Source organism: Streptomyces sp. NA02950 (assembly GCF_013364155.1).
GTDB lineage: Bacteria > Actinomycetota > Actinomycetes > Streptomycetales > Streptomycetaceae > Streptomyces.
The window spans coordinates 6,931,903-6,957,233 of sequence record NZ_CP054916.1; the positions used below are offsets into that span (position 1 = coordinate 6,931,903).

At 70.8% G+C, this 25,331-nt stretch carries 20 protein-coding genes and 1 tRNA gene; 12 read left to right on the forward strand and 9 right to left on the reverse strand.

Going from position 1 to position 25,331, the window contains the following annotated elements; all coding sequences use genetic code 11:
• Nucleotides 1-180: 180 nt before the first annotated feature.
• From gltB to HUT19_RS30500, 3 genes are all read left to right on the forward strand, one after another.
• Complete coding sequence (gene gltB / locus HUT19_RS30490; protein ID WP_176183527.1) at nucleotides 181-4,731, forward strand: glutamate synthase large subunit; 4,551 nt, start codon at nucleotides 181-183, stop codon at nucleotides 4,729-4,731.
• Entirely contained in the window at nucleotides 4,724-6,184 is a 1,461-nt protein-coding gene (locus HUT19_RS30495) for a glutamate synthase subunit beta (protein ID WP_176183528.1), read from the forward strand. The genes gltB and HUT19_RS30495 overlap by 8 nt, the downstream gene beginning before the upstream one ends.
• A gap of 159 nt (nucleotides 6,185-6,343) precedes the next feature.
• Entirely contained in the window at nucleotides 6,344-6,805 is a 462-nt protein-coding gene (locus HUT19_RS30500) for a hypothetical protein (RefSeq protein ID WP_176183529.1), read from the forward strand.
• A 311-nt stretch (nucleotides 6,806-7,116) separates the two neighbouring features.
• On the opposite strand, the gene HUT19_RS30505 is transcribed toward HUT19_RS30500, so the two are convergent.
• Both HUT19_RS30505 and HUT19_RS30510 read right to left on the reverse strand, forming a co-directional pair.
• Entirely contained in the window at nucleotides 7,117-7,596 is a 480-nt protein-coding gene (locus HUT19_RS30505; RefSeq protein WP_176183530.1) for a PPOX class F420-dependent oxidoreductase, read from the reverse strand.
• A 61-nt stretch (nucleotides 7,597-7,657) separates the two neighbouring features.
• Nucleotides 7,658-8,578, reverse strand: coding sequence for a hypothetical protein (locus HUT19_RS30510; protein ID WP_176183531.1), 921 nt, complete (start codon nucleotides 8,576-8,578; stop codon nucleotides 7,658-7,660).
• Between the two features lie 240 nt (nucleotides 8,579-8,818).
• Between HUT19_RS30510 and HUT19_RS30515 the strand changes: the two genes are divergently transcribed.
• Entirely contained in the window at nucleotides 8,819-9,616 is a 798-nt protein-coding gene (locus HUT19_RS30515; protein WP_176183532.1) for a trypsin-like serine protease, read from the forward strand.
• Nucleotides 9,617-9,714: 98 nt separating this feature from the next.
• Here HUT19_RS30515 and HUT19_RS30520 read toward each other — a convergent pair whose 3' ends face one another.
• Nucleotides 9,715-10,092, reverse strand: coding sequence for a VOC family protein (locus HUT19_RS30520; protein WP_176183533.1), 378 nt, complete (start codon nucleotides 10,090-10,092; stop codon nucleotides 9,715-9,717).
• Nucleotides 10,093-10,630: 538 nt separating this feature from the next.
• Here HUT19_RS30520 and HUT19_RS30525 point away from each other — a divergent pair.
• From HUT19_RS30525 to HUT19_RS30540, 4 genes are all read left to right on the forward strand, one after another.
• Nucleotides 10,631-11,023 (forward strand): chorismate mutase, encoded by a 393-nt coding sequence (locus HUT19_RS30525; RefSeq protein WP_254885869.1) that lies wholly within the window; start codon nucleotides 10,631-10,633, stop codon nucleotides 11,021-11,023.
• A 138-nt stretch (nucleotides 11,024-11,161) separates the two neighbouring features.
• Nucleotides 11,162-13,765: an aminopeptidase N gene (gene pepN, locus HUT19_RS30530; RefSeq protein ID WP_176183534.1), complete on the forward strand. Its 2,604-nt coding sequence runs from the start codon at nucleotides 11,162-11,164 to the stop codon at nucleotides 13,763-13,765.
• 158 nt (nucleotides 13,766-13,923) lie between these two features.
• Nucleotides 13,924-15,348 (forward strand): pyridoxal-dependent decarboxylase, encoded by a 1,425-nt coding sequence (locus tag HUT19_RS30535; protein WP_176183535.1) that lies wholly within the window; start codon nucleotides 13,924-13,926, stop codon nucleotides 15,346-15,348.
• Nucleotides 15,345-16,820 carry a lysine N(6)-hydroxylase/L-ornithine N(5)-oxygenase family protein gene (locus HUT19_RS30540; RefSeq protein WP_176183536.1) on the forward strand — a complete coding sequence of 492 codons (1,476 nt, stop codon included), beginning with the start codon at nucleotides 15,345-15,347 and terminating at the stop codon, nucleotides 16,818-16,820. The genes HUT19_RS30535 and HUT19_RS30540 overlap by 4 nt, the downstream gene beginning before the upstream one ends.
• Here the strand turns inward: HUT19_RS30540 and HUT19_RS30545 are convergent.
• Entirely contained in the window at nucleotides 16,743-17,153 is a 411-nt protein-coding gene (locus tag HUT19_RS30545; RefSeq protein WP_176183537.1) for a hypothetical protein, read from the reverse strand. The genes HUT19_RS30540 and HUT19_RS30545 overlap by 78 nt on opposite strands.
• An 11-nt stretch (nucleotides 17,154-17,164) precedes the next feature.
• Nucleotides 17,165-18,976: a bifunctional UDP-sugar hydrolase/5'-nucleotidase gene (locus HUT19_RS30550; protein WP_176183538.1), complete on the reverse strand. Its 1,812-nt coding sequence runs from the start codon at nucleotides 18,974-18,976 to the stop codon at nucleotides 17,165-17,167.
• A 131-nt stretch (nucleotides 18,977-19,107) separates the two neighbouring features.
• Here HUT19_RS30550 and HUT19_RS30555 point away from each other — a divergent pair, with 131 nt between their 5' ends.
• From HUT19_RS30555 to pyk, 3 genes are all read left to right on the forward strand, one after another.
• A complete protein-coding gene (locus HUT19_RS30555; protein ID WP_176183539.1) occupies nucleotides 19,108-19,566 on the forward strand; it encodes an NUDIX hydrolase in 459 nt (152 codons plus the stop codon).
• Nucleotides 19,567-19,603: 37 nt separating this feature from the next.
• Entirely contained in the window at nucleotides 19,604-20,317 is a 714-nt protein-coding gene (locus tag HUT19_RS30560; RefSeq protein ID WP_176183540.1) for an SIMPL domain-containing protein, read from the forward strand.
• 135 nt (nucleotides 20,318-20,452) lie between these two features.
• On the forward strand, nucleotides 20,453-21,883 hold the full coding sequence (pyk, locus tag HUT19_RS30565; protein ID WP_176183541.1) for a pyruvate kinase: 1,431 nt from the start codon (nucleotides 20,453-20,455) through the stop codon (nucleotides 21,881-21,883).
• 30 nt (nucleotides 21,884-21,913) lie between these two features.
• Here pyk and HUT19_RS30570 read toward each other — a convergent pair whose 3' ends face one another.
• Nucleotides 21,914-22,702, reverse strand: a complete 789-nt coding sequence (locus tag HUT19_RS30570) for a helix-turn-helix domain-containing protein (RefSeq protein WP_176183542.1) — start codon at nucleotides 22,700-22,702, stop codon at nucleotides 21,914-21,916.
• Nucleotides 22,703-22,797: 95 nt separating this feature from the next.
• Nucleotides 22,798-22,880 (reverse strand) — tRNA-Leu (locus HUT19_RS30575).
• Nucleotides 22,881-22,977: 97 nt separating this feature from the next.
• Here HUT19_RS30575 and HUT19_RS30580 point away from each other — a divergent pair.
• The gene (locus HUT19_RS30580; protein WP_176183543.1) at nucleotides 22,978-23,613 is read left to right on the forward strand and encodes an ANTAR domain-containing response regulator; all 636 of its coding nucleotides are present in this window, start codon (nucleotides 22,978-22,980) and stop codon (nucleotides 23,611-23,613) included.
• Nucleotides 23,614-23,685: 72 nt separating this feature from the next.
• Here the strand turns inward: HUT19_RS30580 and HUT19_RS30585 are convergent, their stop codons facing one another.
• Together HUT19_RS30585 and HUT19_RS30590 are read right to left on the reverse strand one after the other, a co-directional pair.
• Nucleotides 23,686-24,402: an ABC transporter ATP-binding protein gene (locus tag HUT19_RS30585; RefSeq protein ID WP_176183544.1), complete on the reverse strand. Its 717-nt coding sequence runs from the start codon at nucleotides 24,400-24,402 to the stop codon at nucleotides 23,686-23,688.
• Nucleotides 24,399-25,331 carry an ABC transporter ATP-binding protein gene (locus HUT19_RS30590; protein ID WP_176187484.1) on the reverse strand — a complete coding sequence of 311 codons (933 nt, stop codon included), beginning with the start codon at nucleotides 25,329-25,331 and terminating at the stop codon, nucleotides 24,399-24,401. Before HUT19_RS30590 ends, HUT19_RS30585 begins: the two co-directional genes overlap by 4 nt.

Below are 25,331 nucleotides of genomic sequence, written 5' to 3' on the forward strand. Positions count from 1 at the left end.
GGTGACGGTTGTCGCCCGGTACCCATTGCCTTGATCACCCCGTGCAGGGGTGTCCGCATGATGAAACGGAATGACCGGTTCCCGAGAAGCGCCTCATCATGTAACCTGCACGAAATTCTCGCGGAGGGCCAAAGTCGTCCCTCGGCACATCTAGCTGCCATGACGACGACGGGAGAGCAGATGCGTTCCGCATCCCACCCCGCCCGCCAGGGGATGTACGACCCGCGCAATGAGCACGACGCCTGTGGCGTCGGTTTCGTGGCGACCCTCACCGGCGAGGCCAGCCATGAGCTCGTGGAGCAGGCTCTCACCGTGCTGCGCAACCTCGAGCACCGCGGAGCCACCGGCTCGGAGCCCGACTCGGGCGACGGCGCGGGGATTCTCGTACAGGTCCCGGACGCTTTCCTGCGGGAGACCGTCACCGGCTTCGAGCTTCCCGAAGCCGGTGCGTACGCGGTGGGTATCGCCTTCCTCCCGGAAGCGGCGGCCGAGGGTGCCGCGGCCGCGGCACGGATCGAGTCGATCGCGGCCGAGGAGGGGCTGACCGTCCTCGGCTGGCGCGAGGTGCCGGTCGCCCCCGACCTGCTGGGCAACGGCGCGCGCACCACCATGCCCGCCTTCTCCCAGCTCTTCGTCACCGACGGCGTGAGCACCGGGGTGGCCCTGGACCGCAAGGCGTTCGTGCTGCGCAAGCGCGCCGAGCGCGAGGCCGGGGTCTACTTCCCTTCGCTGTCCTCCCGCACCCTGGTCTACAAGGGCATGCTGACCACCGGGCAGCTGGAGCCGTTCTTCCCGGACCTGTCCGACCGCCGCTTCGCCACGGCCATCGCGCTGGTCCACTCCCGGTTCTCCACCAACACCTTCCCGAGCTGGCCGCTGGCCCACCCCTACCGGTTCGTCGCCCACAACGGTGAGATCAACACCGTCCAGGGCAACCGCAACTGGATGCGGGCCCGGGAGTCGCAGCTGATGAGCGAGCTGTTCGGGGAGAAGGAGCTGGACCGGATCTTCCCGGTCTGCACCCCGGACGCCTCCGACTCCGCGACCTTCGACGAGGTCCTGGAGCTGCTGCACCTCGGCGGCCGTTCGCTGCCGCACAGCGTGCTGATGATGGTCCCCGAGGCGTGGGAGAACCACCCCTCCATGGACCCGGCCCGGCGCGCCTTCTACCAGTACCACTCCACGATGATGGAGCCCTGGGACGGTCCGGCCTGTGTCACCTTCACCGACGGCACCCAGGTCGGCGCCGTGCTGGACCGCAACGGTCTGCGGCCGGGGCGCTACTGGGTCACCGACGACGGCCTGGTGGTGCTCTCCTCCGAGGTCGGCGTGCTGGACATCGACCCGTCCAAGGTGGTCCGCAAGGGCCGCCTCCAGCCGGGCCGGATGTTCCTGGTCGACACCGTCGAGCACCGGATCATCGAGGACGACGAGATCAAGGCCCAGCTCGCCGCCGAGCGGCCGTACGCCGAGTGGCTGGAGGCCGGTCTGATCGACCTGGCCGATCTGCCCGAGCGCGAGCACATCGTGCACACCCACGCCTCGGTCACCCGCCGCCAGCAGACCTTCGGCTACACCGAGGAGGAGCTGCGCGTCCTGCTCGCGCCGATGGCCAAAACCGGCGCCGAGCCGATCGGTTCGATGGGCACCGACTCGCCGATCGCCGCCCTCTCCGAGCGGCCGCGGCTGCTCTTCGACTACTTCACCCAGCTGTTCGCGCAGGTCACCAACCCGCCGCTGGACGCGATCCGCGAGGAGCTGGTCACCTCGCTGATCTCCTCGCTGGGTCCGCAGGGCAATCTGCTGGAGCCCACCGCGGCCTCCTGCCGCAGTGTCACCCTGCCCTTCCCGGTGATCGACAACGATGAGCTGGCCAAGCTCATCCACATCAACGCCGACGGCGACATGCCGGGACTGAAGGCGGCCACTCTCTCCGGTCTGTACCGGGTCGGCGGCGGCGGTCAGGCGCTCGCCACCCGGCTGGACGAGATCTGCGCCGAGGCCGACGCCGCCATCGAGGACGGCGCCCGGCTGATCGTCCTCTCCGACCGCCACTCCGACGCCGAGCACGCGCCGATCCCCTCGCTGCTGCTCACCTCCGCCGTCCACCACCACCTGATCCGCACCAAGCAGCGCACCCAGGTGGGGCTGCTGGTCGAGGCGGGCGACGTCCGCGAGGTGCACCATGTGGCGCTGCTGATCGGCTACGGCGCCGCGGCGGTCAACCCGTACCTGGCGATGGAGTCGGTCGAGGACCTGGTCCGGGCGGGCACCTTCCTGCCCGGCACGGAGGCCGAGACCGCCATCCGCAACCTGATCAAGGCGCTCGGCAAGGGTGTGCTGAAGGTGATGTCCAAGATGGGCATCTCCACCGTCGCTTCCTACCGCGGCGCCCAGGTCTTCGAGGCCGTCGGGCTGGACGAGTCCTTCGTGGACACCTACTTCCACGGCACCGCCACCAAGATCGGCGGCGCGGGTCTGGACGTGGTGGCCAAGGAGGTCGCCGCCCGCCACGCCAAGGCGTACCCGGCCTCCGGGATCCCCTCCGCCCACCGGGCGCTGGACATCGGCGGCGAGTACCAGTGGCGCCGCGAGGGCGAGCCGCACCTGTTCGACCCCGAGACGGTCTTCCGGCTCCAGCACTCCACCCGCGCCCGCCGCTACGACATCTTCAAGCAGTACACCGAGCGCGTGAACGAGCAGTCCGAGCGGCTGATGACGCTGCGCGGTCTGTTCGCCTTCAAGAGTGAGCGGCCCTCGATCCCGATCGAGGAGGTCGAGCCGGTCAGCGAGATCGTCAAGCGGTTCTCCACCGGCGCCATGTCGTACGGCTCCATCTCCCAGGAGGCGCACGAGACCCTCGCGATCGCCATGAACCAGCTGGGCGGCAAGTCCAACACCGGTGAGGGCGGCGAGGACTCCGAGCGGCTGCACGACCCGGCGCGCCGCTCCTCCATCAAGCAGGTCGCCTCCGGCCGCTTCGGTGTGACCAGCGAATACCTGGTCAACTCCGATGACATCCAGATCAAGATGGCGCAGGGCGCCAAGCCCGGCGAGGGCGGCCAGCTGCCCGGCCACAAGGTCTACCCGTGGGTGGCCAAGACCCGGCACTCCACCCCGGGCGTCGGGCTGATCTCCCCGCCGCCGCACCACGACATCTACTCCATCGAGGACCTGGCCCAGCTGATCCACGACCTGAAGAACGCCAACCCCCAGGCGCGCATTCACGTCAAGCTGGTCTCCGAGGTGGGTGTGGGCACCGTGGCCGCGGGCGTCTCCAAGGCCCATGCCGATGTGGTGCTGATCTCCGGCCACGACGGCGGCACCGGCGCCTCCCCGCTCACCTCGCTGAAGCACGCGGGCGGCCCCTGGGAGCTGGGCCTCGCCGAGACCCAGCAGACCCTGCTGCTCAACGGGTTGCGCGACCGTATCGTGGTGCAGACCGACGGCCAGCTGAAGACCGGCCGTGACGTGGTCATCGCCGCGCTGCTGGGTGCCGAGGAGTTCGGCTTCGCCACCGCCCCGCTGGTGGTCTCCGGCTGCGTCATGATGCGCGTCTGCCACCTGGACACCTGCCCGGTCGGCATCGCCACCCAGAACCCGGTGCTGCGCGAGCGCTACAACGGCAAGGCCGAGTTCGTGGTGAACTTCTTCCAGTTCATCGCCGAGGAGGTCCGCGAGCTCCTGGCCGAGCTGGGCTTCCGCAGCCTCGACGAGGCCATCGGCCACGCCGAGCTGCTGGACACCACCCGCGCCGTCAAGCACTGGAAGGCGCAGGGCCTGGACCTGGCCCCGCTGCTGTACGTGCCGGAGCTGCCCGAGGGCGCCGTCCGCCACCAGGCGGTCGAGCAGGACCACGGGCTGGCCAAGGCGCTGGACAACGAGCTGATCAAGCTGGCGGCCGACGCGCTGAACGCCGAGACCGCCGAGGCGGCCCAGCCGGTCCGCGCCCAGGTCGCGATCCGCAACATCAACCGGACCGTCGGCACCATGCTGGGCCATGAGGTGACCCGGAAGTTCGGCGGCGCCGGACTGCCCGACGACACGATCGACATCACCTTCACCGGTTCGGCCGGCCAGTCCTTCGGCGCGTTCGTGCCCCGCGGGGTCACCCTGCGGCTGGAGGGCGACGCCAACGACTACGTCGGCAAGGGCCTGTCCGGTGGCCGGGTGGTGGTCCGCCCGGACCGCGGCGCCGACCACCTCGCCGAGTACTCCACCATCGCGGGCAACACCCTCGCCTACGGCGCGACCAGCGGTGAGATGTTCCTGCGCGGCCGGGTGGGCGAGCGGTTCTGCGTCCGCAACTCCGGTGCCACCGTGGTCTCCGAGGGCGTGGGCGACCACGGCTGCGAGTACATGACCGGTGGCCGGGCGGTTGTCCTCGGCACGACCGGGCGCAACTTCGCGGCCGGTATGTCCGGCGGTATCGCGTACGTCATCGACCTGGACCGGGACAACGTCAACGGCGAGCTGGTGGGCGCCATCGGCGAGCTGGACGACACCGACAAGCAGTGGCTGCACGACGCGGTGCGACGCCACCAGGAGGAGACCGGCTCCACCGTCGCGGGCGCGCTGCTCGAGGACTGGGACGCCGCCCTCGCCCGGTTCAGCAAGATCATCCCCGCTACCTACCAGGCCGTGCTCGCCGCCAAGGACGCCGCCGAGCGAGCCGGGCTCTCCGAGTCCGAGACCACCGAGAAGATGATGGAGGCGGCGACCAATGGCTGACCCCAAGGGCTTCCTGACCACTGACCGCGAGGTCGCCAAGACCCGTCCGGTGGACGAGCGCGTCAAGGACTGGAACGAGGTCTACGTCCCCGGCTCCCTGCTGCCGATCATCAGCAAGCAGGCCGGGCGCTGCATGGACTGCGGCATCCCGTTCTGTCACAACGGCTGTCCGCTGGGGAACCTCATCCCCGAGTGGAACGAGTACGCCTACCGCGAGGACTGGCGCGAGGCCAGCGAGCGGCTGCACGCCACCAACAACTTCCCGGAGTTCACCGGGCGGCTGTGCCCGGCCCCGTGCGAGTCTGCGTGTGTCCTCGGCATCAACCAGCCGCCGGTGACCATCAAGAACGTCGAGGTCACCATCATCGACAAGGCATGGGAGGCCGGCGATGTCACCCCGCAGCCGCCGGAGCGGCTGAGCGGCAAGACCGTCGCCGTCATCGGCTCGGGCCCGGCGGGCCTGGCCGCCGCCCAGCAGCTGACCCGGGCCGGCCACACGGTCGCGGTGTACGAGCGCGCCGACCGCATCGGCGGGCTGCTGCGTTACGGCATCCCCGAGTTCAAGATGGAGAAGCGCCACATCAACCGCCGTATCGAGCAGATGCGCGCGGAGGGCACCAAGTTCCGTACCGAGGTGGAGATCGGCCGCGACATCGACGCGGCCAAGCTGCGCCGCCGCTATGACGCGGTGGTCATCGCGGCCGGTGCCACCACGGCCCGCGACCTGCCGGTGCCCGGCCGGGAGCTCAACGGCATCCACCAGGCGATGGAGTACCTGCCGCTGTCCAACAAGGTGCAGGAGGGCGACCTCACCACGTCCCCGATCAGCGCCGAGGGCAAGCATGTGGTGGTGATCGGCGGCGGTGACACCGGCGCGGACTGCGTGGGCACCGCCCACCGCCAGGGCGCCGCCTCCGTCACCCAGCTGGAGATCATGCCCAAGCCGGGCGAGGAGCGGAACGCCAACCAGCCCTGGCCCACCTTCCCGATGCTCTACAAGGTCACCTCGGCCCACGAGGAGGGCGGTGAGCGGGTCTACTCCGTCTCCACCACCCATTTCGAGGGCGACGAGGACGGCAACGTCCAGTGGCTGCATCTGATCGAGGTGGAGTTCAAGGACGGCAAGCTGGAGCAGAAGGCCGGCACCGAGCGGAAGATCCCCGCCCAGCTGGTCACCCTGGCCATGGGCTTCACCGGCACCGACCGGGAGAACGGCTTGGTCGAGCAGTTCGGCCTGGAGCTGGACGAGCGCGGCAACGTGGCGCGCGATGCCTCCTTCGCCACCAATGTGGACGGGGTCTTCGTGGCGGGCGACGCGGGCCGCGGCCAGTCGCTGATCGTCTGGGCCATCGCCGAGGGCCGCTCCGCCGCCCGCGGGGTGGACCGCTACCTGGCGGGGACCAGCGCCCTGCCCGCCCCGATCCGTCCCACCGACCGCTCCCTCATGGTCTGACCCCTCCCCAGATCTCTCCAGGTCTCCGCCCGTACAACGGCGTACGGAACCGGCCGCGCGGCGCCCTCCCCCCTTACCCGACCGGGGCGGGCGCCGCGTGGCGTTTGCATGCCGTTGACAGGTCGTCGCGGCCACCGCGATCAACCCCAACACGCCCAGGTGGCCTGGCTCAAGACCCCGAACGCCGGACAGCTCTGCGGTGTCCTGGTGCTCGTCCTGGCGGGTGCGGCCTGCGCCGCCGTACCGGTGCGGCCGCCCGGACGACTCGGCCCGCGCCGGCTCGCGCTGCCCCTGCTGGCCGTCCCGCCGGCCGTGCTGCTGCTGGTGTCCTCCGTCCATCCGCTCTACCACGACCGGTACATCCCGTACTGCCACACCGGACTGGCCCTGCTCATCGGCGCGGCCGCCGACCGGCTGCTGCGCACCGTCCCCCGGCCGAAGGCGGAGGCCGCGGTCGTCACCCTGGGGACCGTGGCGGCGTTGCTGCCGTCCTGGCTGGCGCTGCGGACCCCCGGGTCCCCCAGGACGACACCAACGCGGTGTCCGCGGCGGTGGGATCGATGTCCCGGCCCGGCGACGGGGTGCTCTTCCTGCCCGCGCAGCGGCGCGAGTCCCGGCTGACCCACCCCTCGGACTTCGCCGGGCGGCCGGATCTGGCACTGGGTCAGGACCCGGTGTCCTCCGGCACCCTCTACGGCATCGAGCGCGCCCCCGAGGAGATCCGGACCCGGATGCTGGCCGTCGACCGCATCGTCACCCTGACCGACCCGCCCCGGCCGCCCGAGGGACAACACGCCCACCGCGCAGCCCCACATCAAGGAGACGGTGCTCGCCGAGCGCTTCGAGCGCTGTGCCCACCGGACGGCCGGGGGACTGGTGATCAGCGTCTACGCGCGCCGGGGGAGGCGCTGACCCCGGGTGCGCGGGCGCCCTCACCCCTGCTGCTCACCCTCCACCAGACGGGCGGGGAAGCCGCCGGTGGCGACCGGGCCCCAGCGGGTCGGGGTGACGCGGATCAGCGACTTGCCCTGCTTGCGCATGGCCGAGCGGTACTCGTCCCAGTCCGGGTGCTCACCGGCGATGTTGCGGTAGTACTCGACCAGCGGTTCGACGGAGTCGGGCATGTCGATCACCTCGGCGGTGCCGTCGATCTGGACCCACGGGCCGTTCCACTCGTCGGAGAGCACCACCAGGCTGACCGCCGGGTCACGGCGTGCGTTGCGCACCTTGGCGCGCTCGGGATAGGTGGACATGACGATCCGCCCTGAGTCGTCGACACCGCAGGTCAGCGGGGACGCCTGGGGGGAGCCGTCGGTCCGGCGGGTCATCAGCAGGGCGCGGTGGCGCGGGCGTACGAACTCCAGCAGCTCATCGATGCCGACAGTGGTGTTGGTGGCGATGGAGGGGCTCATGAGCCGAGCGTACGACGTGCGGCGCGGCACCGCCCGCAGGGTTCCGGCGGGCGCGCCCGCGTCAGGTGTCGCACTCCAGAACCGTGCGGCACAGACCGCAGCGGGCCCGCATCCGCCCGCGCACCGGCACCCGGATCCGCTGACGGCACGTCGGGCAGGGGAAGGAGACATGCAGCGGACGGCCGCCGTCGAAGGTGTAGTCACCGCCGGTGGCCAGTGGGGTGAGCGGGCCCGGGGCGCGCGATCCGGCCTCGGCCAGTGACCGGGCCGACCGGCGGTCCCGGGCGTAGCGGTGACGGCCCGTCCATCCGGCCGCGGCCAGCGGTGGCTGCCGCTGGTCCCGCTCCGCCAGCTCCAGCCCCTTCGTGTACGCCTCGTACGCCTGCGGGCTGGTGAACCAGGGCCGGGGGTCCTCGTTGAAGAACATCGCCCGTTTGGCCAGGACGTAACCGAATTCCTCCGGGGTCAGATAACCGAGTTTCTGGCTGGTGAGCCGGTCCTGGCGGTAGGCGTCGAGCAGCAGCCAGCCGGTGCCGAGATAGGCGGCGGTGGTGTCGGTGAGGATTTCGTTGTCGCGGCTGCCGGGAAAGGTGAGATCGAGACGGTGCAGATACACATGCGTCACCTCGTGGGCGAGGGCCGCGCCGATGTCGCGCCGGTGCTCCTTGAAACGGGAGTTGAGCTCGATGAAGTACTCCGGGCCCGCGGCCAGATCGACATTGCCCGCATGCTCCATCTCGCGGAAACTCACGATCATCCGGGCGTCGGGAAGCATCAGGTGCCGCACCATCACCCGGGCGACCCGCTGCACCCCGAGATAGAGATCGTCCTGGTCGGAGAAGGCCACATCGCCGGGGACCACGCTGACGCCGAACCGTTCCACCGAGTCCCGGGACAGCCGCCGGTAGAGCGCGGTGATCGAGGACCGGACGGTGTCCAGATGGGGAAATCCGCGCTTGATGTCACTGCCCGGTGCCGCCACGCCGTCACCCCGAGTCCGTATTCAGCCGAGACCGTGTCAGAATTCCACGTTACGGACGTATTTCGCAGTGGCCGGTAGGCCGCGCTGGCCGGAACGCGACCCTTGTCACACAGTTCACCCGCTCCACATAATCACAGGGTGTTTCGCGGGCTCACCCCACTGGGCTTCGGCGAGCGTTACCGATTTCCGGATTGGCATGAGCCTGACATCGGCGCACAACCCCCCACGAAAGGAAATCCGTTGCGCAACCATCTGAAGCACCTCAAAAGAGCCACGGCCCTCGGCGCGGTCGCCCTGGCCGCCTTCAGCCTCACCCCCGGTACGGCGACGGCCCTGCCCAGCGGCCCCGAGCCCGGCCCCACCGTCGTCGGCGGCACCCCCGCGGCGAAGGGTGAATTCCCCTTCATGGTCCGGCTGTCCATGGGCTGTGGAGGCGCGCTCTACACCAAGGACATCGTGCTGACCGCCGCCCACTGCGTGGACGGCAGCGGCCCCAACACCTCCATCACCGCCACCGCGGGCGTCGTCGACCTCCAGGACTCCGGCGCCACCAAGGTCAAGTCCACCGAGGTCCTCCAGGCCCCCGGCTACAACGGCCAGGGCAAGGACTGGGCCCTCATCAAGCTGGCCCAGCCGATCGACCAGCCCACCCTGAAGATCGCCGAGACCGACGCCTACAACAACGGCGACTTCACCGTCGCCGGCTGGGGCGCCGCCCGGGAAGGCGGCGGCCAGCAGCGCTATCTGCTCAAGGCCACCGTTCCGTTCGTCGACGACGCCACCTGCCAGGGCGCCTACAGCGAACTGGTCCCCGGCGAGGAGATCTGCGCCGGGAAGATGGACACCGGCGGCGTCGACACCTGCCAGGGCGACTCCGGCGGCCCGATGTTCCGCAAGGACGACAACGACCAGTGGATCCAGGTCGGCATCGTCAGCTGGGGCGAGGGCTGCGCACGGCCCGGCAAGCCCGGCGTCTACACCGAGGTGAGCACCTTCGCCAAGGACATCAAGGCGGGCGCGGACCAGCTCGGCGGCTGATCCCCGTCCCACCCACCCCCGGACCGGGGCCGGCCACCGCGGCCGGCCCCGGTTCCGCGCCGCCCGCCCCGGCCGAGGCGCGAGCTCCGGCCGAGGCGTCAGCTCTGGCCGTAGCAGATGCAGAAGGGGTGCCCCGCCGGATCGTTGAAGACCCGGAACCCCGACCGCTCACCCCCGCTGTCGTGCAGGAAGATCGCCCCCAGCTCGATCACCTCCCGCTGCGCCCGCTCCGCGTCCTCGCGGGTGGGTACGTCGAAATCCAGATGGAACTGCTGCGGATGGGCCGGGTCCGGCCAGCGCGGCGGCCGGTGGTCCGGAGCCAGCTGGAAGGCCAGCCGTCGGCCGTCCTCGGAGGTGAGCGTCGCCCACTCGGGGTCGCTGTCGTCCACCCGCCAGCCCAGGATCCGGCCGTAGAAGGCGGCCAGCGCGGCGGGGTCCGGACAGTCGATGACGGTGCACTGAAGTGTCGCGATCATGTGTCGACCCTAGGGTGTACAGACCCCGGCGGACCCGGTCCGGACCCCGCTGCCGCATCGCCCCCGGCACGCTCCCGGACACGACGGAAAACCACCCATCAGGACGGACACATCCCCGTCACGGAGCGAAAAGTCCCGGGCACGGAGGGAGAAGTCCGGGGTCGGGGCGGGAAAATCCGGCAAGAAGTGGAACCTCCCCTCCCGAGGATCGCTCCTCCACGGTGGAGGAGCCGCGCCGGGGGCGGCGCCCCTCCGGCCGGACCGCCCCGTCCCCTCCTCAACCCCCCACCGGGGGCGGGGCGGTCCCGCAAGGCCCTAGGGCCCGTCTTCAAAGGGGCCGCCCTGCTCCCGACGCCTGGCACGGCACCTCGCTGCGTTGTCGGAGTCGCCCGAGTACGCCCAGTACGAGGGCGATCCTCCGCCTTGCGATGTTCCCCCAGCTACCGCTGGGAGGTGCCCCCTGCACCAGACGCCGCTCGCGGCCGGACGCCCCCTTTGAAGACGGACCCTCGCACCGGCTGGCATAGGGTCGGGGTCCATGACGCACAGCGAGACCCACCGCGCCGACGAGCCCGTCCGCACCAGCGCCCCCGGCGCGGACGGCGCCTCCGGCAGAACCCCCGCCACCGCCGCCCGGGACATCGACGACTCCGTCCTGGCCGAGCTGGCCCGGCTGCGCGACAGCATCGACAACATCGACGCGGCCGTGGTCCACATGCTCGCCGAGCGCTTCAAATGCACCCAGCAGGTCGGCCATCTCAAGGCCGCCCACAAACTCCCCCCGGCCGACCCCGGCCGCGAGGCCCGCCAGATCGCCCGGCTGCGCCAGCTCGCGGAGAGCGCCAAACTCGACCCGGCCTTCGCCGAGAAGCTGCTCAACTTCATCATCGCCGAGGTCATCCGGCACCACGAGACCATCGCCCGTTCCTGAGCCCCGGCGCCCGGACCGCCCCCGCCGCCCCGGAGGGGCGCACTCCGGTGGCGCGCCCGGCCTCGCCCGCCCCCGACGACCGCCCGCAACCGCTTCCCACCCGTGTGCCGCCCACGGAAGGTAGGGCAGCATGTCCCCATGTCCGTACTGACGCGCGAGGAAGCGCAGATCCGAGCCCGCCTCATCGAAGTCCACCGCTACACGGTCGAACTCGACCTCACCCGTGGCGACGAACTCTTCGGCTCGACCACCACCATCCGCTTCAGCGCGCGTGAGGCGGGCGCGGACACCTTCGTCGAACTCAGTCCGGCCGCGCTGCACCGCGCCGTCCTCGACGGCCACGAGCTCGACCTCGGCGCCGCCGCCGCGTCCCTCGCCGACGGCCGGCTCCCGCTCACCGCGCTCGCCGAGGGCGAGCACGAGCTGCGCGTCGAGACGGACATGCGCTACTCCCGCACCGGCGAGGGCATGCACCGCTTCACCGACCCCGCCGACGGCGAGACCTACCTCTACACCATGTGCGGCGACGACGCCCACGACGTCTTCGCCGTCTTCGACCAGCCCGACCTCAAGGCCGTCTTCGACGTCCGCGTCACCGCGCCGCCCGAATGGACCGTCCTCGGCAACGGCATCGCCACCCGCGTCGGCGCCCCCGCCGAAGGCCGCTGGGAGCTCGCCTCCACCCCGCCCATCAGCACCTACCTCGTCGCCCTGGCCGCCGGACCCTACCACTCGGTGCGCACCGAGCACGCCGGACTGCCCTTCGGCCTCCACGTCCGCCGCTCCCTCGCGCCCCACCTCGAGGACGACGCCGAGGAGCTCTTCGACATCACCCGGCGCTGCTTCGACCGCTACCACGAGATCTTCGAGGAGCCGTACCCGTTCGACTCCTACGACCAGGCGTTCGTCCCCGAGTTCAACTACGGCGCCATGGAGAACCCCGGGCTGGTCACCTTCCGCGACGAATTCATCTACCGGTCCGCCGTCACCGACGCCGAGCGCCAGACCCGCGCCATGGTCATCGCCCATGAGATGGCCCATATGTGGTTCGGCGACCTCGTCACCATGACCTGGTGGGACGACATCTGGCTGAACGAGTCCTTCGCCGAGTACATGGGCTACCAGGTCCTCACCGAGACCACCCGCTACACCGACATCTGGGCCGACTTCGGCGTCCGCCGCAAGAACTGGGGCTACGACGCCGACCAGCGCCCCTCCACCCACCCCGTCGCCCCCGCGCCCGAGCAGGTCCCCGACACCGCCGCCGCCCGCCTCAACTTCGACGGCATCTCCTACGCCAAGGGCGCCTCCGCCCTGCGCCAGCTCGTCACCTGGCTCGGCGAGAAGGACTTCTTCGACGGCATCAACCGGCACTTCGCCCGCCACCGCTTCGGCAACGCCACCCTCGCCGACTTCATCGACTCCCTCGCCCACGGCTCCGACCGCGATGTGCACGCCTGGGCCGACCGCTGGCTGCGCACCACCGGCGTCGACACCCTCACCCCCGCCATCACCGCCCACGGCGACCGCTGGAGCGCCGAGATCCGCCACGACGGCGGAGGGGACGGCGCCACCCCCGTCCGCCGCCCGCACCGCATCTCCATCGGGCTGTACGACCACGAGCCCGCCGCCGCCCACCAACTGCTGTTGCGCAAGCGCGTCGAAGCCGAGCTCAGCGGCGCCGAACCCACCCTCACCCTCTCCTTCACCGGCCCCCGCCCCGATCTGCTGCTGCTCAACGACGGCGACCTCAGCTACGCCAAGGTCCGGCTCGACCCCGGCTCCTGGAAGGCCGCCGTCCGCTCCCTGTCCGGCCTCCCCGACGCCGTCAGCCGCGCCGTCGTCTGGAACGCCGCCCGCGACATGGTCCGCGACGGCGAACTGTCGCCCACCGACTACCTCGACGCCGTCCGCGCCCACCTCCCGCGCGAGACCGACATAGCGATCGTCCAGGGTGTCCTGGCCTTCGCCCGCGGCCAGCTCACCGACCGCTACCTCCCCGGCGACCGGCGCTCCGCCGCCCTGGCCACCCTCAGCGCCACCTGCCGCGACCTGCTGCGCCGCACCGAGGACGGCTCCGGCCCCGGACTGCGGCTCGCCGCCGTCCGCACCTTCATCGACAGCGCCACCGCCCCGGCCGGGCTCAGCGACTGGCTCGACGGCGACACCGTCCCCGGCGGCCCCTTCCTCGACCCCGAACTGCGCTGGCGGATCCTCGGGCGGCTCGCCGTCCTCGGCGCCATCGGCCCCGCCGAGATCGACGCCGAACTCGCCCGTGACTCCAGCGCCACCGGTCAGGAGGGCGCCGCCCGCTGCCGCGCCGCCCTCCCCGACCCGGACGCCAAACGGGCCGCCTGGGACGCCCTGTTCGGCGGCGCCGGCGAACCGGCTGAACCGGCTGAACCGGCTGAACTGTCCAACTATCTCGTCTCCGCCACCGCGACCGGCTTCTGGCAGCCCGAGCACCACGAGCTGCTCACCGACTACGTCCCGCGCTACTTCCCGGCCGCCGCCGAGGTGGCCGCCCGGCGCGGCCGCGCCATCGCCGACGTGGTCGCCCGCTCCGGCTTCCCCAGCACCGTGGACACCCGGACCCTGGAGCTGGGGGAGGAGTGCCTGCGCCGCGACGATCTGCTCCCCACGCTGCACCGGAGCCTCGCCGACCAGCTCGACGACCTGCGGCGCGCCCTGCGCGTCCAGCGGCGGCAGGAGCAGCGGGGGAGCGGGACACAGGACGCATGAGACAAGGCCCGGGGGCACCCCCGCCGGCGGCGGCAAGGGGCCGCGCGGCGCCGTACCACGTACGGGTGGACTTCATGGCCCCACCGGCCGAACCGCTTGCGCACGAAGTACGTTGAGGCAGCGTTCGCCTCCCCTACTTCGAGACAAGGGGCACACCCATGCCTGTGCCCGCCACCGGGACCGCCGGCCTGCTCGCGGGCGGCGGTCGCGGCCCGGACGCTCTGCGGCCCATGGTCGATACCGTCCTGGACGCGCTCGCCCGCGGCGCCGCCGACCGGTCCGGCCCGCTGCCCGCCGGCGGCCCCGGCGCCGTGGCGCGGCGCGTCCGGGCCGCCGCCGAACCGCTCCTCCCCGATGTCGGCGAGGGTGCGCCGCTCGCCCTGCGCACCCTCGTACGGGCCCTCGCAGCGGGCTCCGCCGACCCGGCCGACCCCCGCTGCGCCGCCCATCTGCACTGCCCGCCGCTGGCCGTCGCCGCCGCCGCCGACCTCGCGGTCTCCGCGCTCAACCCCTCCCTCGACTCCTGGGACCAGGCACCCGCCGCCTCCGAACTGGAGGCGCTCACCTGCCGCGCCCTGGCCGCGCTGGTCCACCCCCGCGGCCCCGCGCCCGACGCGCTCGTCACCACCGGCGGCACCGAAGCCAATCAACTCGCCCTGCTGCTGGCCCGCGAGGCCGCCCGCACCGCCGTCCCGCCCGGACCGGGCGCCGCACTCCGGATCGTCTGCGGGGCCAACGCCCACCACAGCGTCCACCGCGGGGCCTGGCTGCTCGGCCTGCCCACCCCGCTCACCCTCCCCACCCCCGCCGGAGTCCTCGACCCGGCCCGGCTCCACGACGCCCTCACCCGGCTGACCGGCCGAGGCCCGGTCCTGGTGGTCGCCACCGCGGGCACCACCGACACCGGCGCCATCGATCCCCTCCCGGCCATCGCCGACCTCTGCGACCGCCATACCGCCGCCCTTCACATCGACGCGGCCTACGGCGGACCGCTGCTGTTCAGCGATACCCACCGGCCCCGCCTCGACGGGCTCGACCGCGCCCGCACCGTCACCCTCGACCTCCACAAACTCGGCTGGCAGCCGGTCGCCGCCGGACTCCTCGCCGTCCCCGACGCCGCCGCCCTGGCCCCCCTCGACCACCGCGCCGACTACCTCAACGCCGACGACGACACCGAATCCGGTATCCCGGACCTCCTCGGCCGCTCGCTGCGCACCACCCGGCGCCCCGACATCCTCAAGACCGCAGTCACCCTGCGCGCCCTCGGCCGCCGCGGCCTCGGCGAACTCGTCGACCACGTCTGCGCCGCGGCCCACCAGCTCGCGGACCTCATCGAGGCCCACCCCCGCCTCGAACTCCACGCGCGCCCCACCATCAGCACCGTCCTCTTCCGTCCCACCGGAGCCGGACCCGCCACCGTGGCCGCACTGCGCCGCCGCCTCCTCATCGACGGCCGCGCCGTCCTCGGCCGCGCCACCACCGCCGACGGGATATGGCTCAAGGCCACCGTCCTCAATCCGCACACCCGGCCCGCCGATCTGCGCGGGCTGCTCGCACTCGTGGAAGGCGACAGCACCCCATGAGCACCGCACAACCCCCCACCGGGATCCCCGCCCCCACACCCGGTCCGCCGCCCGGAGCCGCCTCCCCCCTCGAGACGCCCCTGGACCTGGCCGGGGTCGGCATCGGCCCGTTCAACCTCTCCCTCGCCGCTCTCGCCCACCGCGTCCCCGGGCTGCGCACCGCCTTCTACGACCAGCGGCCCGCCTTTCAGTGGCACCCCGGTCTGCTCATCGAGGGCGCCACCATCCAGGTGCCCTTCCTCGCCGACCTGGTCACCCTCGCCGACCCCGCCAGCCCCTGGAGCTTCCTCAGCTACCTCAAGGCCCAGGAGCGGCTGTTCCCCTTCTATATCGCCGAGCGCTTCCACATCGAACGCGCCGAGTACGACGCCTACTGCCGCTGGGTCAGCGAACAGCTCCCCGGCCTCCACTTCGGCCACCAGATCGACGCCGTCCGCTGGGACCACGCCCACGGCGTCTTCGAAATCGACTTCACCCGCATCGGCACCGACGGCGAAGCCGAAGCCCTGGGCCGCACCCACGCCCGCCACCTCGTCCTCGGCGTCGGCACCGAGCCGTACGTCCCCGAACCGCTGCGCCCGCTCGCCGAAGCCCCCAACGTGCCCGTGCTGCACGCCGCCGACTACCTCGAACACCGCGAACGGCTGCTGACCACCGGCCAGGTGACCGTCGTCGGCTCCGGCCAGTCCGGCGCCGAGGTCTTCCTGGACCTGCTGCGCCACCGCCCCCTGGGCGCCGAGGGCCTTCAATGGCTCGCCCGCACCCCCGCCTTCACCCCCATGGAATACAGCAAGCTCGGGCTGGAGCAGTTCAGCCCCGACTACACCCGCTACTTCCACGGGCTCCCCGAACCCGTACGGGACCAACTCCTGCCCCGCCAGTGGCAGCTGTACAAGGGCATCGCCCACGAGACCATCGACGCCATCCACCAGGAGCTCTACCGCCGCGCCCAGCTCACCGGCGGCTGGCCCGGCGCCGTGCTCACCCCCGGTGTCACCGTCCGCACCGCGGGCCGGATCGCCGCCGCCCGCCTCGAACTCCACCTCGAGCACACCCAGCAGGGCACCCGGAGCCGCCACACCACCGAGGCCGTCATCCTCGCCACCGGCTACCGCGAGCGCCGCGTCGACACCCTGCTCGCCGCCCTCGACCCCTACATCCGCCGGGACTCCTCCGAACGCCCCCGCATCGACGCCCAGCACCGGCTGGTCCTCGACCCGATGATCAAGGGCTCGGTCTACGTCCAGAACGCCGAGCGCCACAGCCACGGCGTGGGCACCCCCGACCTGGGCCTGGCGGCGTGGCGCTCCGCCGTCATCCTCAACTCGATGACCGCGGAACCCGCCTACCCCCTGCCGTCCCGCACCGCCTTCACCACCTTCGGGCTCCAGCCCTCAGGCCCCTGCGCCACGGGCGTCGGCCTTCCCCAACTCCCCGACCAGCGCGACCGACTGGCCCGTACGCGGACATGACCACACGGCCACCCCGCCGCGCACCCCGGCCTCCAGCGGATGGGAGTCGGGGTGGACGGGGCACTCCGGCCATACGGCGGGCTTGAGCGCGGCGCACAGCGCCTCCACCGCCCAGTCGCTCGCCTGCTCGGCGACCTGGGCGATCCGGTCGGCCGGGCCGTGCCCGGGCCACAGCCCGATGCCCCGGCCGCTGCCGTCCGCTTCCCAGAAGAACACCATGTCCTCGCCGCCGTCTCCTTCCTCCGGTGCCGCCCGGACGATCGGCCGGACGGAGCAGGTGGCCCGCAGATCGCGGAGCACGGGCCGCAGGGCGGCGGCGAGGTCCTCGGTCATCCGGCCATCGTTCAGAACACCGGCGTGCCCTCGCGCGTGAGTTTCCAGTCCACCGAGGCGAACCGCGCCACATCGACCGTCCCCTGGGCCTTCACCCACCCGATGATGGTGTTCCGGATCTCGTCCGAGTTGGCCCACACCTGCTTGGCCTTGGGCAGGTGCGGGAAGTTGCCGCCCCCACTGGCACGGTAGTTGTTCACCGCCAGTACGAACCGGGCCGCGTCGTCCACCGGCTTGCCGTCGAAGGTCAGCCCGGCGATCCGCGCACCGGGCGCCTTGGCGATGTCGATCTCGTAGCTCACCCCGCTGACCACGTCGTAGTTGTAGTCCGGGATGTTCCCCGCGTTCGTCAGCTTCGCCGGATCCACCTCACCCCCGGCCGGGGTCCGCACGTAGTAGCGCGCCGAGAACTCCAGGTACTCCTTCAGCTGGGCGCCCGTCAGCACCCGTGCCTCGAGGGTGTTCTCGAACGGATAGAGCCCCGCCACCTGCCGGATGGTGACCTTTCCCGCCGGGACCTTCGCCGTGCGCGAGAAGCACGAAGCCTGTGACAGCACCGGGAGCGCGGCGTGCTCGGTGCCCTCCAGCGCCTTCTTCACCGTCTCCGTCTGCACATGGTTGATGAAGTCGATGATCGGCGCGTCCTTGTACGGCGCCTCGGTGGCCGCCATCGCCGCCGTACAGCTGCCGATCACCTGGTTCACATAGCCCACGACCTTCTGGTGCTCATCGCCGAGCAGCTTCACGATCCGCGGGTCCTCCTCGGCCGCGGCCGAGTTCAGCACCTCCGCCGACACCGACGCCACCCGCCATCGGCCCCGGGCCCACTCCAGCTCGAAGTCGAACACCGTCAGCCGCTGACCCCACTTGAGCGGCTCGGAGAGCACCACCTCCCGGCCCGTCTTCCTGTTCACCACCCGGGACTCGGGGATCTCCACATGGGCGTGGCCGACCAGGATCGCGTCGATCCCGGGCACCTGCTCCGCCACCAGCGCCGCCGCGTTCTCCACATACGGCACCTGGTCGCCGTAGCTGGACGTCCCGCTGGTGCCCGAATGCGCCGAGACGATCACCACATCCGCACCCATCGAACGCAGCCGCGGCACCCACTTCGCCGCCTGCTCCTCCAGCCCCGGGAAGGTCATCTTCCCCTGGACATTGGCCTTGTCCCAGATCGCGATGCCCGGATTGGTCAGCCCCAGCACCGCCACCTTCACCGTCCGCCCGCAGGGCGTGCGCAGCCGGGTCATCCAGTACGGCGGGAACGCGGGCCGCAGCGTCTTCGCGTCCAGCGCGTTGGCGCCCAGCAGCGGGAAGTCGCACTGCTCCTCGAACTTCCGCAGCACCGGGATGCCGTAGTTGAACTCGTGGTTGCCCAGCGCCGCCGCGTCGTAGCCGATGGCGTTCATGGCCTGTGCCATCGGATGCACCGGGCCGCCCGCGCCGGTGATCGGATCCACCTTGGCGTAGTAGTACGACAGCTGGGTGCCCTGGATGGTGTCACCCGCGTCGATCAGCAGGGTGTTGCGGTGCCCCTTCTCCGCGCGGACCCGCTCCACCAGCGTGGAGATCTTCGCCAGGCCGACGTCGTTGTGGGCGGCGTCGTCGAACTCGGCGTCGGTGAAGTAGTCCCAGTTGAAGACGTTGCCGTGCAGATCGGTGGTGCCCATGACGGTGAACGCGTACCGCTTGGCGCCCCCGCCGCCGGTCCCGCTCTCCCGGTCGTCCGCCTCGGCCGGAACGGCCGCCGCGCCTCCGGCCAGTGCCACCCCTGCGCTTGTCGCGGCCGAGCGGCCCAGGAACGTCCTACGGTTGAGCGGCATGTCCTTCTCCCCTGATGCGATACGCGCGCCCTCCGGAATGGGGCACAACGCGCGTAGATTCTGGCCCAACGCGACCATTCCGCAACAGCCTTGACAGGTTGCGATCGGATTGCTTCCGGCATGCTGGGGGAATGGCCAACCGACATCTGCGCGTCGCGGCGTACGCCGTCTGCGTTGACAACGGAAGCGTCCTGCTCGCCCGGTGGATCGGCCCCGACGGCAAGCGGTGGACGATGCCCGGCGGCGGACTCCACCACGGCGAGGACCCCTGCGACGCCGTCCACCGCGAGGTCGAGGAGGAGACCGGCTATACGGTGGAGATCGAGCGGCTGCTCGGCATCGACACCGTCCGCGGCCGCACCCCGCGGCGACTGGGCCGCGACGCCGACTTCCACGGTGTACGCGTCCTCTACGCGGCCCGGGTGACCGGCGGGGAACTGCGCCACGAGACCGGCGGCTCGACCGACCGGGCGGCGTGGATCGAACTGGACCGGGTGCCCGGCCTGGACCGGGTGCCGCTGGTGGACATCGCGCTGACCCTCAACGCCGACCGGCCCCCGCAGGGACGGCTCACCGTGCCGTCCCGCTGAGCCCGTCCCCCCACTCCTCTGCCACCCGGGAGCCTCCATGGACCAGCCCGCCACCCCCGTCCCGTACGGCACCCCCGTCCCGTACGGCACCCCCGACACCCCGCGCCTGGCCGTCCGCGGCGAGGCACGGCTCGAGGCCGACCCCGAGATCGCCCGGCTCGGCATCACCGTCAGCGCCCGCGGCTCCGACCGGCGGGCCGCGCTGGAGGACCTCACCCGCCGCAACAAGCACGTCCTCGACCTGGTGAAGTCCTACGGCGAAGCGATCGAGACCCTTGAGACCGGCGCCTTCACGATCACCCCCGAACTCACCGCCAAGGGCCGCCATGAACGCGTCCGCGCCTACCACGGCCGGGTCCACCTCACCGTGACGATCACCGACTTCACCGCGCTCGGCGAGCTCACCACCCGGCTCGGCGACGCCGAACTCACCACCGTCAACGGACCCCGGTGGGCGCTGCGCCCCGACTCGCCCGTCCACCGCGAGGCCCGCCAGGAGGCGGTGCGGCAGGCCGTACGACGCGCCCGCGAGTACGCCGAGGCGCTGGGCGCCTCGCTCGTCGCCCTGGTCGAGCTGGCCGACCTCGAGGCGGAGGCCGGGCCGATGACCCCGGTGGCAATGGCCGCCCCGCGCGCCCGGTCCGGCTACGGTGGTGCCGAGAGCGCCCCGGCGCTGGACCTGGAACCGGAGCGCCAGACCGTGTACGCGCACCTCAACGCGCGCTTCACCATGACCCGCCCCGAGCTGTGAAACGCCCCCGGAAATCGCTCATCGGAGCATGGCCGTGCACGTTTCATTAGTTGTCAATAACCTGCCATGCAATTGCCATGGAGGAGTACGGACTTCCCGGTCCTTTACCCACCGGTAAGTCATAGGCTCGAGGACATGCGCCGAGCGAAAATCGTCTGTACTTTGGGACCCGCCACCGACTCGTACGAGCAGATCAAGGCACTCGTCGAGGCCGGAATGGACGTGGCCCGCTTCAACCTCAGCCACGGCACCTACGCCGAGCACGAGGAGCGTTATCGGCGAGTGCGGAAAGCCTCGCTGGAGACCGGCCGCAGTGTCGGCATCCTCGCCGACCTTCAAGGCCCGAAGATTCGGCTCGGACGATTCCGCGAAGGCCCCGTACTCCTTGAACGCGGCGATGAGTTCACCATCACCGTCGAACCGATCGAGGGCGACCAGCACCGCTGCGGCACCACCTACGAGGGACTGGCCGCCGACGTCAGCAAGGGCGAGCGGATCCTCGTCGACGACGGCCGCGTCACGCTGGAGGTCGTCGACGTCGACGGCCCGCGGGTGCACACGATCGTCATCGAAGGCGGCATGGTCTCCGACCACAAGGGCCTCAATCTGCCCGGTGTCTCCGTCTCCGTCCCCGCCCTCTCCCAGAAGGACATCGACGACCTCCGCTGGGCCCTGCGCACCGGCGCCGACATCATCGCCCTGTCCTTCGTGCGCAATGAGAAGGACATCATCGACGTCCACCGGGTGATGCAGGAGGAGGACTGCCGGCTCCCGGTCATCGCGAAGATCGAGAAGCCGCAGGCGGTCGAGAACCTGGACGGGATCGTCGACGCCTTCGACGGCATCATGGTCGCCCGCGGCGACCTCGGCGTCGAAATGCCGCTGGAACAGGTGCCGATTGTCCAGAAGCGCGCGATCAAGCTGGCCAAGCGCAACGCCAAGCCGGTGATCGTCGCGACCCAGATGCTGGACTCGATGATCGACAACTCCCGCCCCACCCGCGCCGAGGCGTCCGACGTGGCCAACGCGGTGATCGACGGCACCGACGCGGTGATGCTCTCCGGTGAGACCAGCGTCGGGAAGTACCCGATCGCCACGGTCAAGACGATGGGCCGGATCGTCGCCGCCGCCGAGGAGGACATCCTCGCCAAGGGTCTCCCCCCGCTCACCGAGCGCAACAAGCCCCGCACCCAGGGCGGCGCGGTGGCCCGCGCGGCGGCCGAGATGGGCGACTTCCTCGACGCCAAGTGCCTGGTCGCCTTCACCCAGTCCGGCGACACCGTCCGCCGCCTCTCCCGCTACCGCTCCCCGATCCCCCTCCTCGCCTTCACCCCGGAGCCGAACACCCGCTCCCAGCTCAATCTGACCTGGGGCGTCGAGACCTTCCTCGGCCCGAGGGTCGACTCCACGGACTCGATGGTGGCCCAGGTCGACGAGGAACTGCTGCGCCTCGGCCGCTGCAAGAAGGGCGACCTCGTCATCATCACCGCCGGCTCCCCACCCGGCGTCTCCGGCTCCACCAACCTGGTCCGCGCGCACTACATCGGGGCGGACGATCTGCGATAGTCCCGCGCCTCCGGGGCCGGAGTGCTGGGCTCAGTACTTCGGCCCGACATGGGCGTCCATGAGGGCGACGGAGGCCCTGCGGGCAACGGAGATGTTGAATGGGTCGCTGCCACGCGCCAACGTCGTCCACTCGACGCCCACCTTGGTGAGGGTGTCGGAGCATAACGTGCGGATGTCGTCGGACTTGTTGGTGAAGAAGTAGCGCGGATACTCATAGCGCTTGCGCTCGCCCGCGACGATGCGGGTGGTCCAGTTGGTGATCCGGCAGCCGTCGGAGTGGAAGAGCCCGCGGATGAAATCCCAGGGGTGACCGTCCACGAGCTGCTGTTGCCAGGGTTCGAGGGCGATGATGCGGTCGTGCTTCTTGCCGGGACCGTGCTGTGGGAACATGCACCACAGATGCTGGGAGTAGACCTTCACGTTGCGGCAGCCCGTCCTGCGAACCCGGCAGACGGAGTTATCTGGGAAGACGGCCTGCATCGCTGCCTGGCATTCGTCCAGCAACCCAGGCCAAGCTTCGTCACAGGCGATCATGAGGCTCGGTGCCCGATGTTGGGAGTACTGAATGATGTGCCCGTCACCGAGGTACAGGCCGAGTAAGTAGGCATAGGCCGCATGATCAAGTTCGCGGCCGTCGCAGCGCGGGCAAGGCCGATGAGCCCTGCCGGGGAGTGTGCCCTGCTGAGCGCGATCGAGGTGGAGCCAATAACCGACGGTCCCTACGGGTACGCCGAGCATTCGAGAGACGTCCGCGTTCCTCACTCCGGAGCGGAGCAGCTTGATTGCCTTCTGTCGCACATCAGTGCCATGCGTGTGCATGTGATAACCCTGCGCCAAGAAGGCGAGGCGCAGGGCAGAACGACGGTGATTTCACGAGAACGTGAAGGTCCGCTGGGAGACCTCCGAAGACGAGGTACCGGGTGCGGGATTCGAACCCGCAAGCCCTCTCGGGCAGAGGTGTTTGAGACCTCCGTGTATACCCTTCCACCAACCCGGCAAGGTGTTTGGAGCGCGCGCACAGCTTACCGTGTGAAAGACGAACTCGTCTCGCAGGTAGGCTCGACGTGCAGCACCTGCCATGAACGAGGAGCCCCGTGAGCGCCAGCGAGCCCGTCGACGAGCAGTCGCACATCCCCCCGCAGACCACCCGCGTCGTCATCGCCGAGGACGAGGCGCTGATCCGCCTCGACCTCAAGGAGATGCTCGAGGAGGAGGGGTACTCCGTCGTCGGCGAGGCGGGCGATGGCGAGACGGCCATTGCGCTCGCTCAGGAGCACCACCCCGACCTCGTCATCCTCGATGTGAAGATGCCCGTTCTGGACGGGATCTCCGCCGCCGAGCGGATCGCGGGTGAGCGGATCGCGCCCGTGCTGATGCTCACCGCCTTCTCGCAGCGCGAGCTGGTGGAGCGGGCGCGGGACGCGGGGGCGATGGCGTATCTGGTGAAGCCGTTCAGCAAGAGCGATGTGGTGCCCGCCATCGAGATGGCCGTCTCCCGTTTCACCGAGCTGAAGACGCTGGAGCAGGAGGTCGCCGATCTCTCCCAGCGGCTGGAGACCCGCAAGCTGGTGGACCGGGCCAAGAGCATTCTCCAGACCCAGTACGGGCTGACCGAGCCCGCCGCGTTCCGCTGGATCCAGAAGACCTCGATGGACCGCCGGCTGTCGATGCAGCAGGTGGCCGAGGCCGTCATCGAGGACGCGGAGGAGAAGAAGGCCAAGGAGCAGTAGGCGCAAGGCACAAAGGGAGAGGCCCGCACCACACATCGGTGCGGGCCTCTCCCCGTTCGTCGTGCGGGGCGCTCAGTCCTCGCCGAGGTACGCCTTCCGCACCGACTCGTCGTGCAGCAGCGACTCCCCGGTCCCCGACAGCACGATCTTGCCGATCTCCATCACATGGCCCTGATCGGCCAGCGACAGTGCCGCCTGGGCGTTCTGCTCCACCAGCAGGATGGTGGTGCCCTGCGCCTTCAGTTCGGCGATCGTCTGCATGATCTTCTGCATCATGATCGGCGAGAGCCCCATCGACGGCTCGTCGAGCATCAGCAGCTTGGGGCGGGACATCAGCGCGCGGCCCATGGCGAGCATCTGCTGCTCACCGCCGGAGAGGGTGCCCGCGGCCTGGGTGCGGCGTTCGCCGAGGATGGGGAAGAGGTCGTACGCCTTCTGGATATCGGCGGCGACCCCGTCCGTGTCCTTCCGGAGAAACGCTCCGAGCTGGAGGTTCTCGGCGATCGTCAGCCGGGGGAAGATATGCCGTCCCTCGGGCGAGTGGGCCAGGCCCAGTGCGACGATCTTGTGGGCGGGGATGCCCTTGAGCGGCTTGCCGTCGAAGCGGATGGAGCCGCCGAGGGGTTCCAGGAGGCCGGACAGGGTGCGCAGGGTGGTCGTCTTACCGGCGCCGTTGGTGCCGATGAGGGTGACGACCTGGCCGGCCTCGACGCTGAACGAGATGCCCTTGACGGCTTCGATCTTGCCGTAGGCGACCCGCAGGTCTTCGACCTCGAGCAGTGCGGTCACTGTTCGTCCTCCGTACGTGCTGTGGTGCTCTCCGCGTCCCCGGTGGGGCCCGTCTTCGTCAGGCCCGCGCCGCCGGTGCCTCCGGTGGCCGTGTCGGCTCCGGCCTCCGCGGCCTCGACCTCGGCGACCTCCTCCTCGCCCGGGTCGCCCTCGAAGGGGGTGCCGAGGTAGGCGGCGACCACGCGCTCGTCGCTCTGGACGACGTCCGAGGTGCCCTCGACGAGCTTCTGACCCTGGACGAGTACGGCGACCCGGTCGCACAGGTTGAAGATGAAGCGCATGTCGTGCTCGATGACGAGCACGGCGGTGCCCTGGTCCCGGATGGCGAAGACCAGTTCCTCGGTGGCCCGGGTCTCCTGCGGGTTCATGCCCGCGGTGGGCTCGTCGAGGAGGAGCAGCCCGGGGTCGCTGGCGAGGGCCCGGGCGATCTCCAGCTTGCGCTGTTCACCGTAGGGGAGGTTACGGGAGAGGTGGTCGGCCTTGTCGGCGAGGCCGGTGAACTCCAGGAGTTCCATGGCCCGTTCCTTGGACGCGGCCTCGGCGCGCTTGAAGCCGGGGCCGCGCAGCAGGGCGGACCACAGGCCCTCCCTGGTGCGGGTGTGGCGGCCGACGAGGACGTTCTCCAGCACCGTCATATTGGCGAAGAGCCGGATGTTCTGGAAGGTGCGGGCGACACCGGCCTGGGTGACCAGGTGCGGCTTGGGCGGCAGCACGGTGCCCTGGTAGGACACGGTGCCTTCGGTGGGCACGTACAGGCCGGTGAGGCAGTTGAAGAAGGTGGTCTTGCCCGCGCCGTTGGGGCCGATGAGGCCGACGATCTCGCCGGGGTGGACGGCGAGGTCGACCGAGCGTACGGCCGTCAGTCCGCCGAAGCGCATGGTGACGCCGGTGGCGGTGAGCACGGGAGCGGTCGTGGTGGTGGTCGTCAT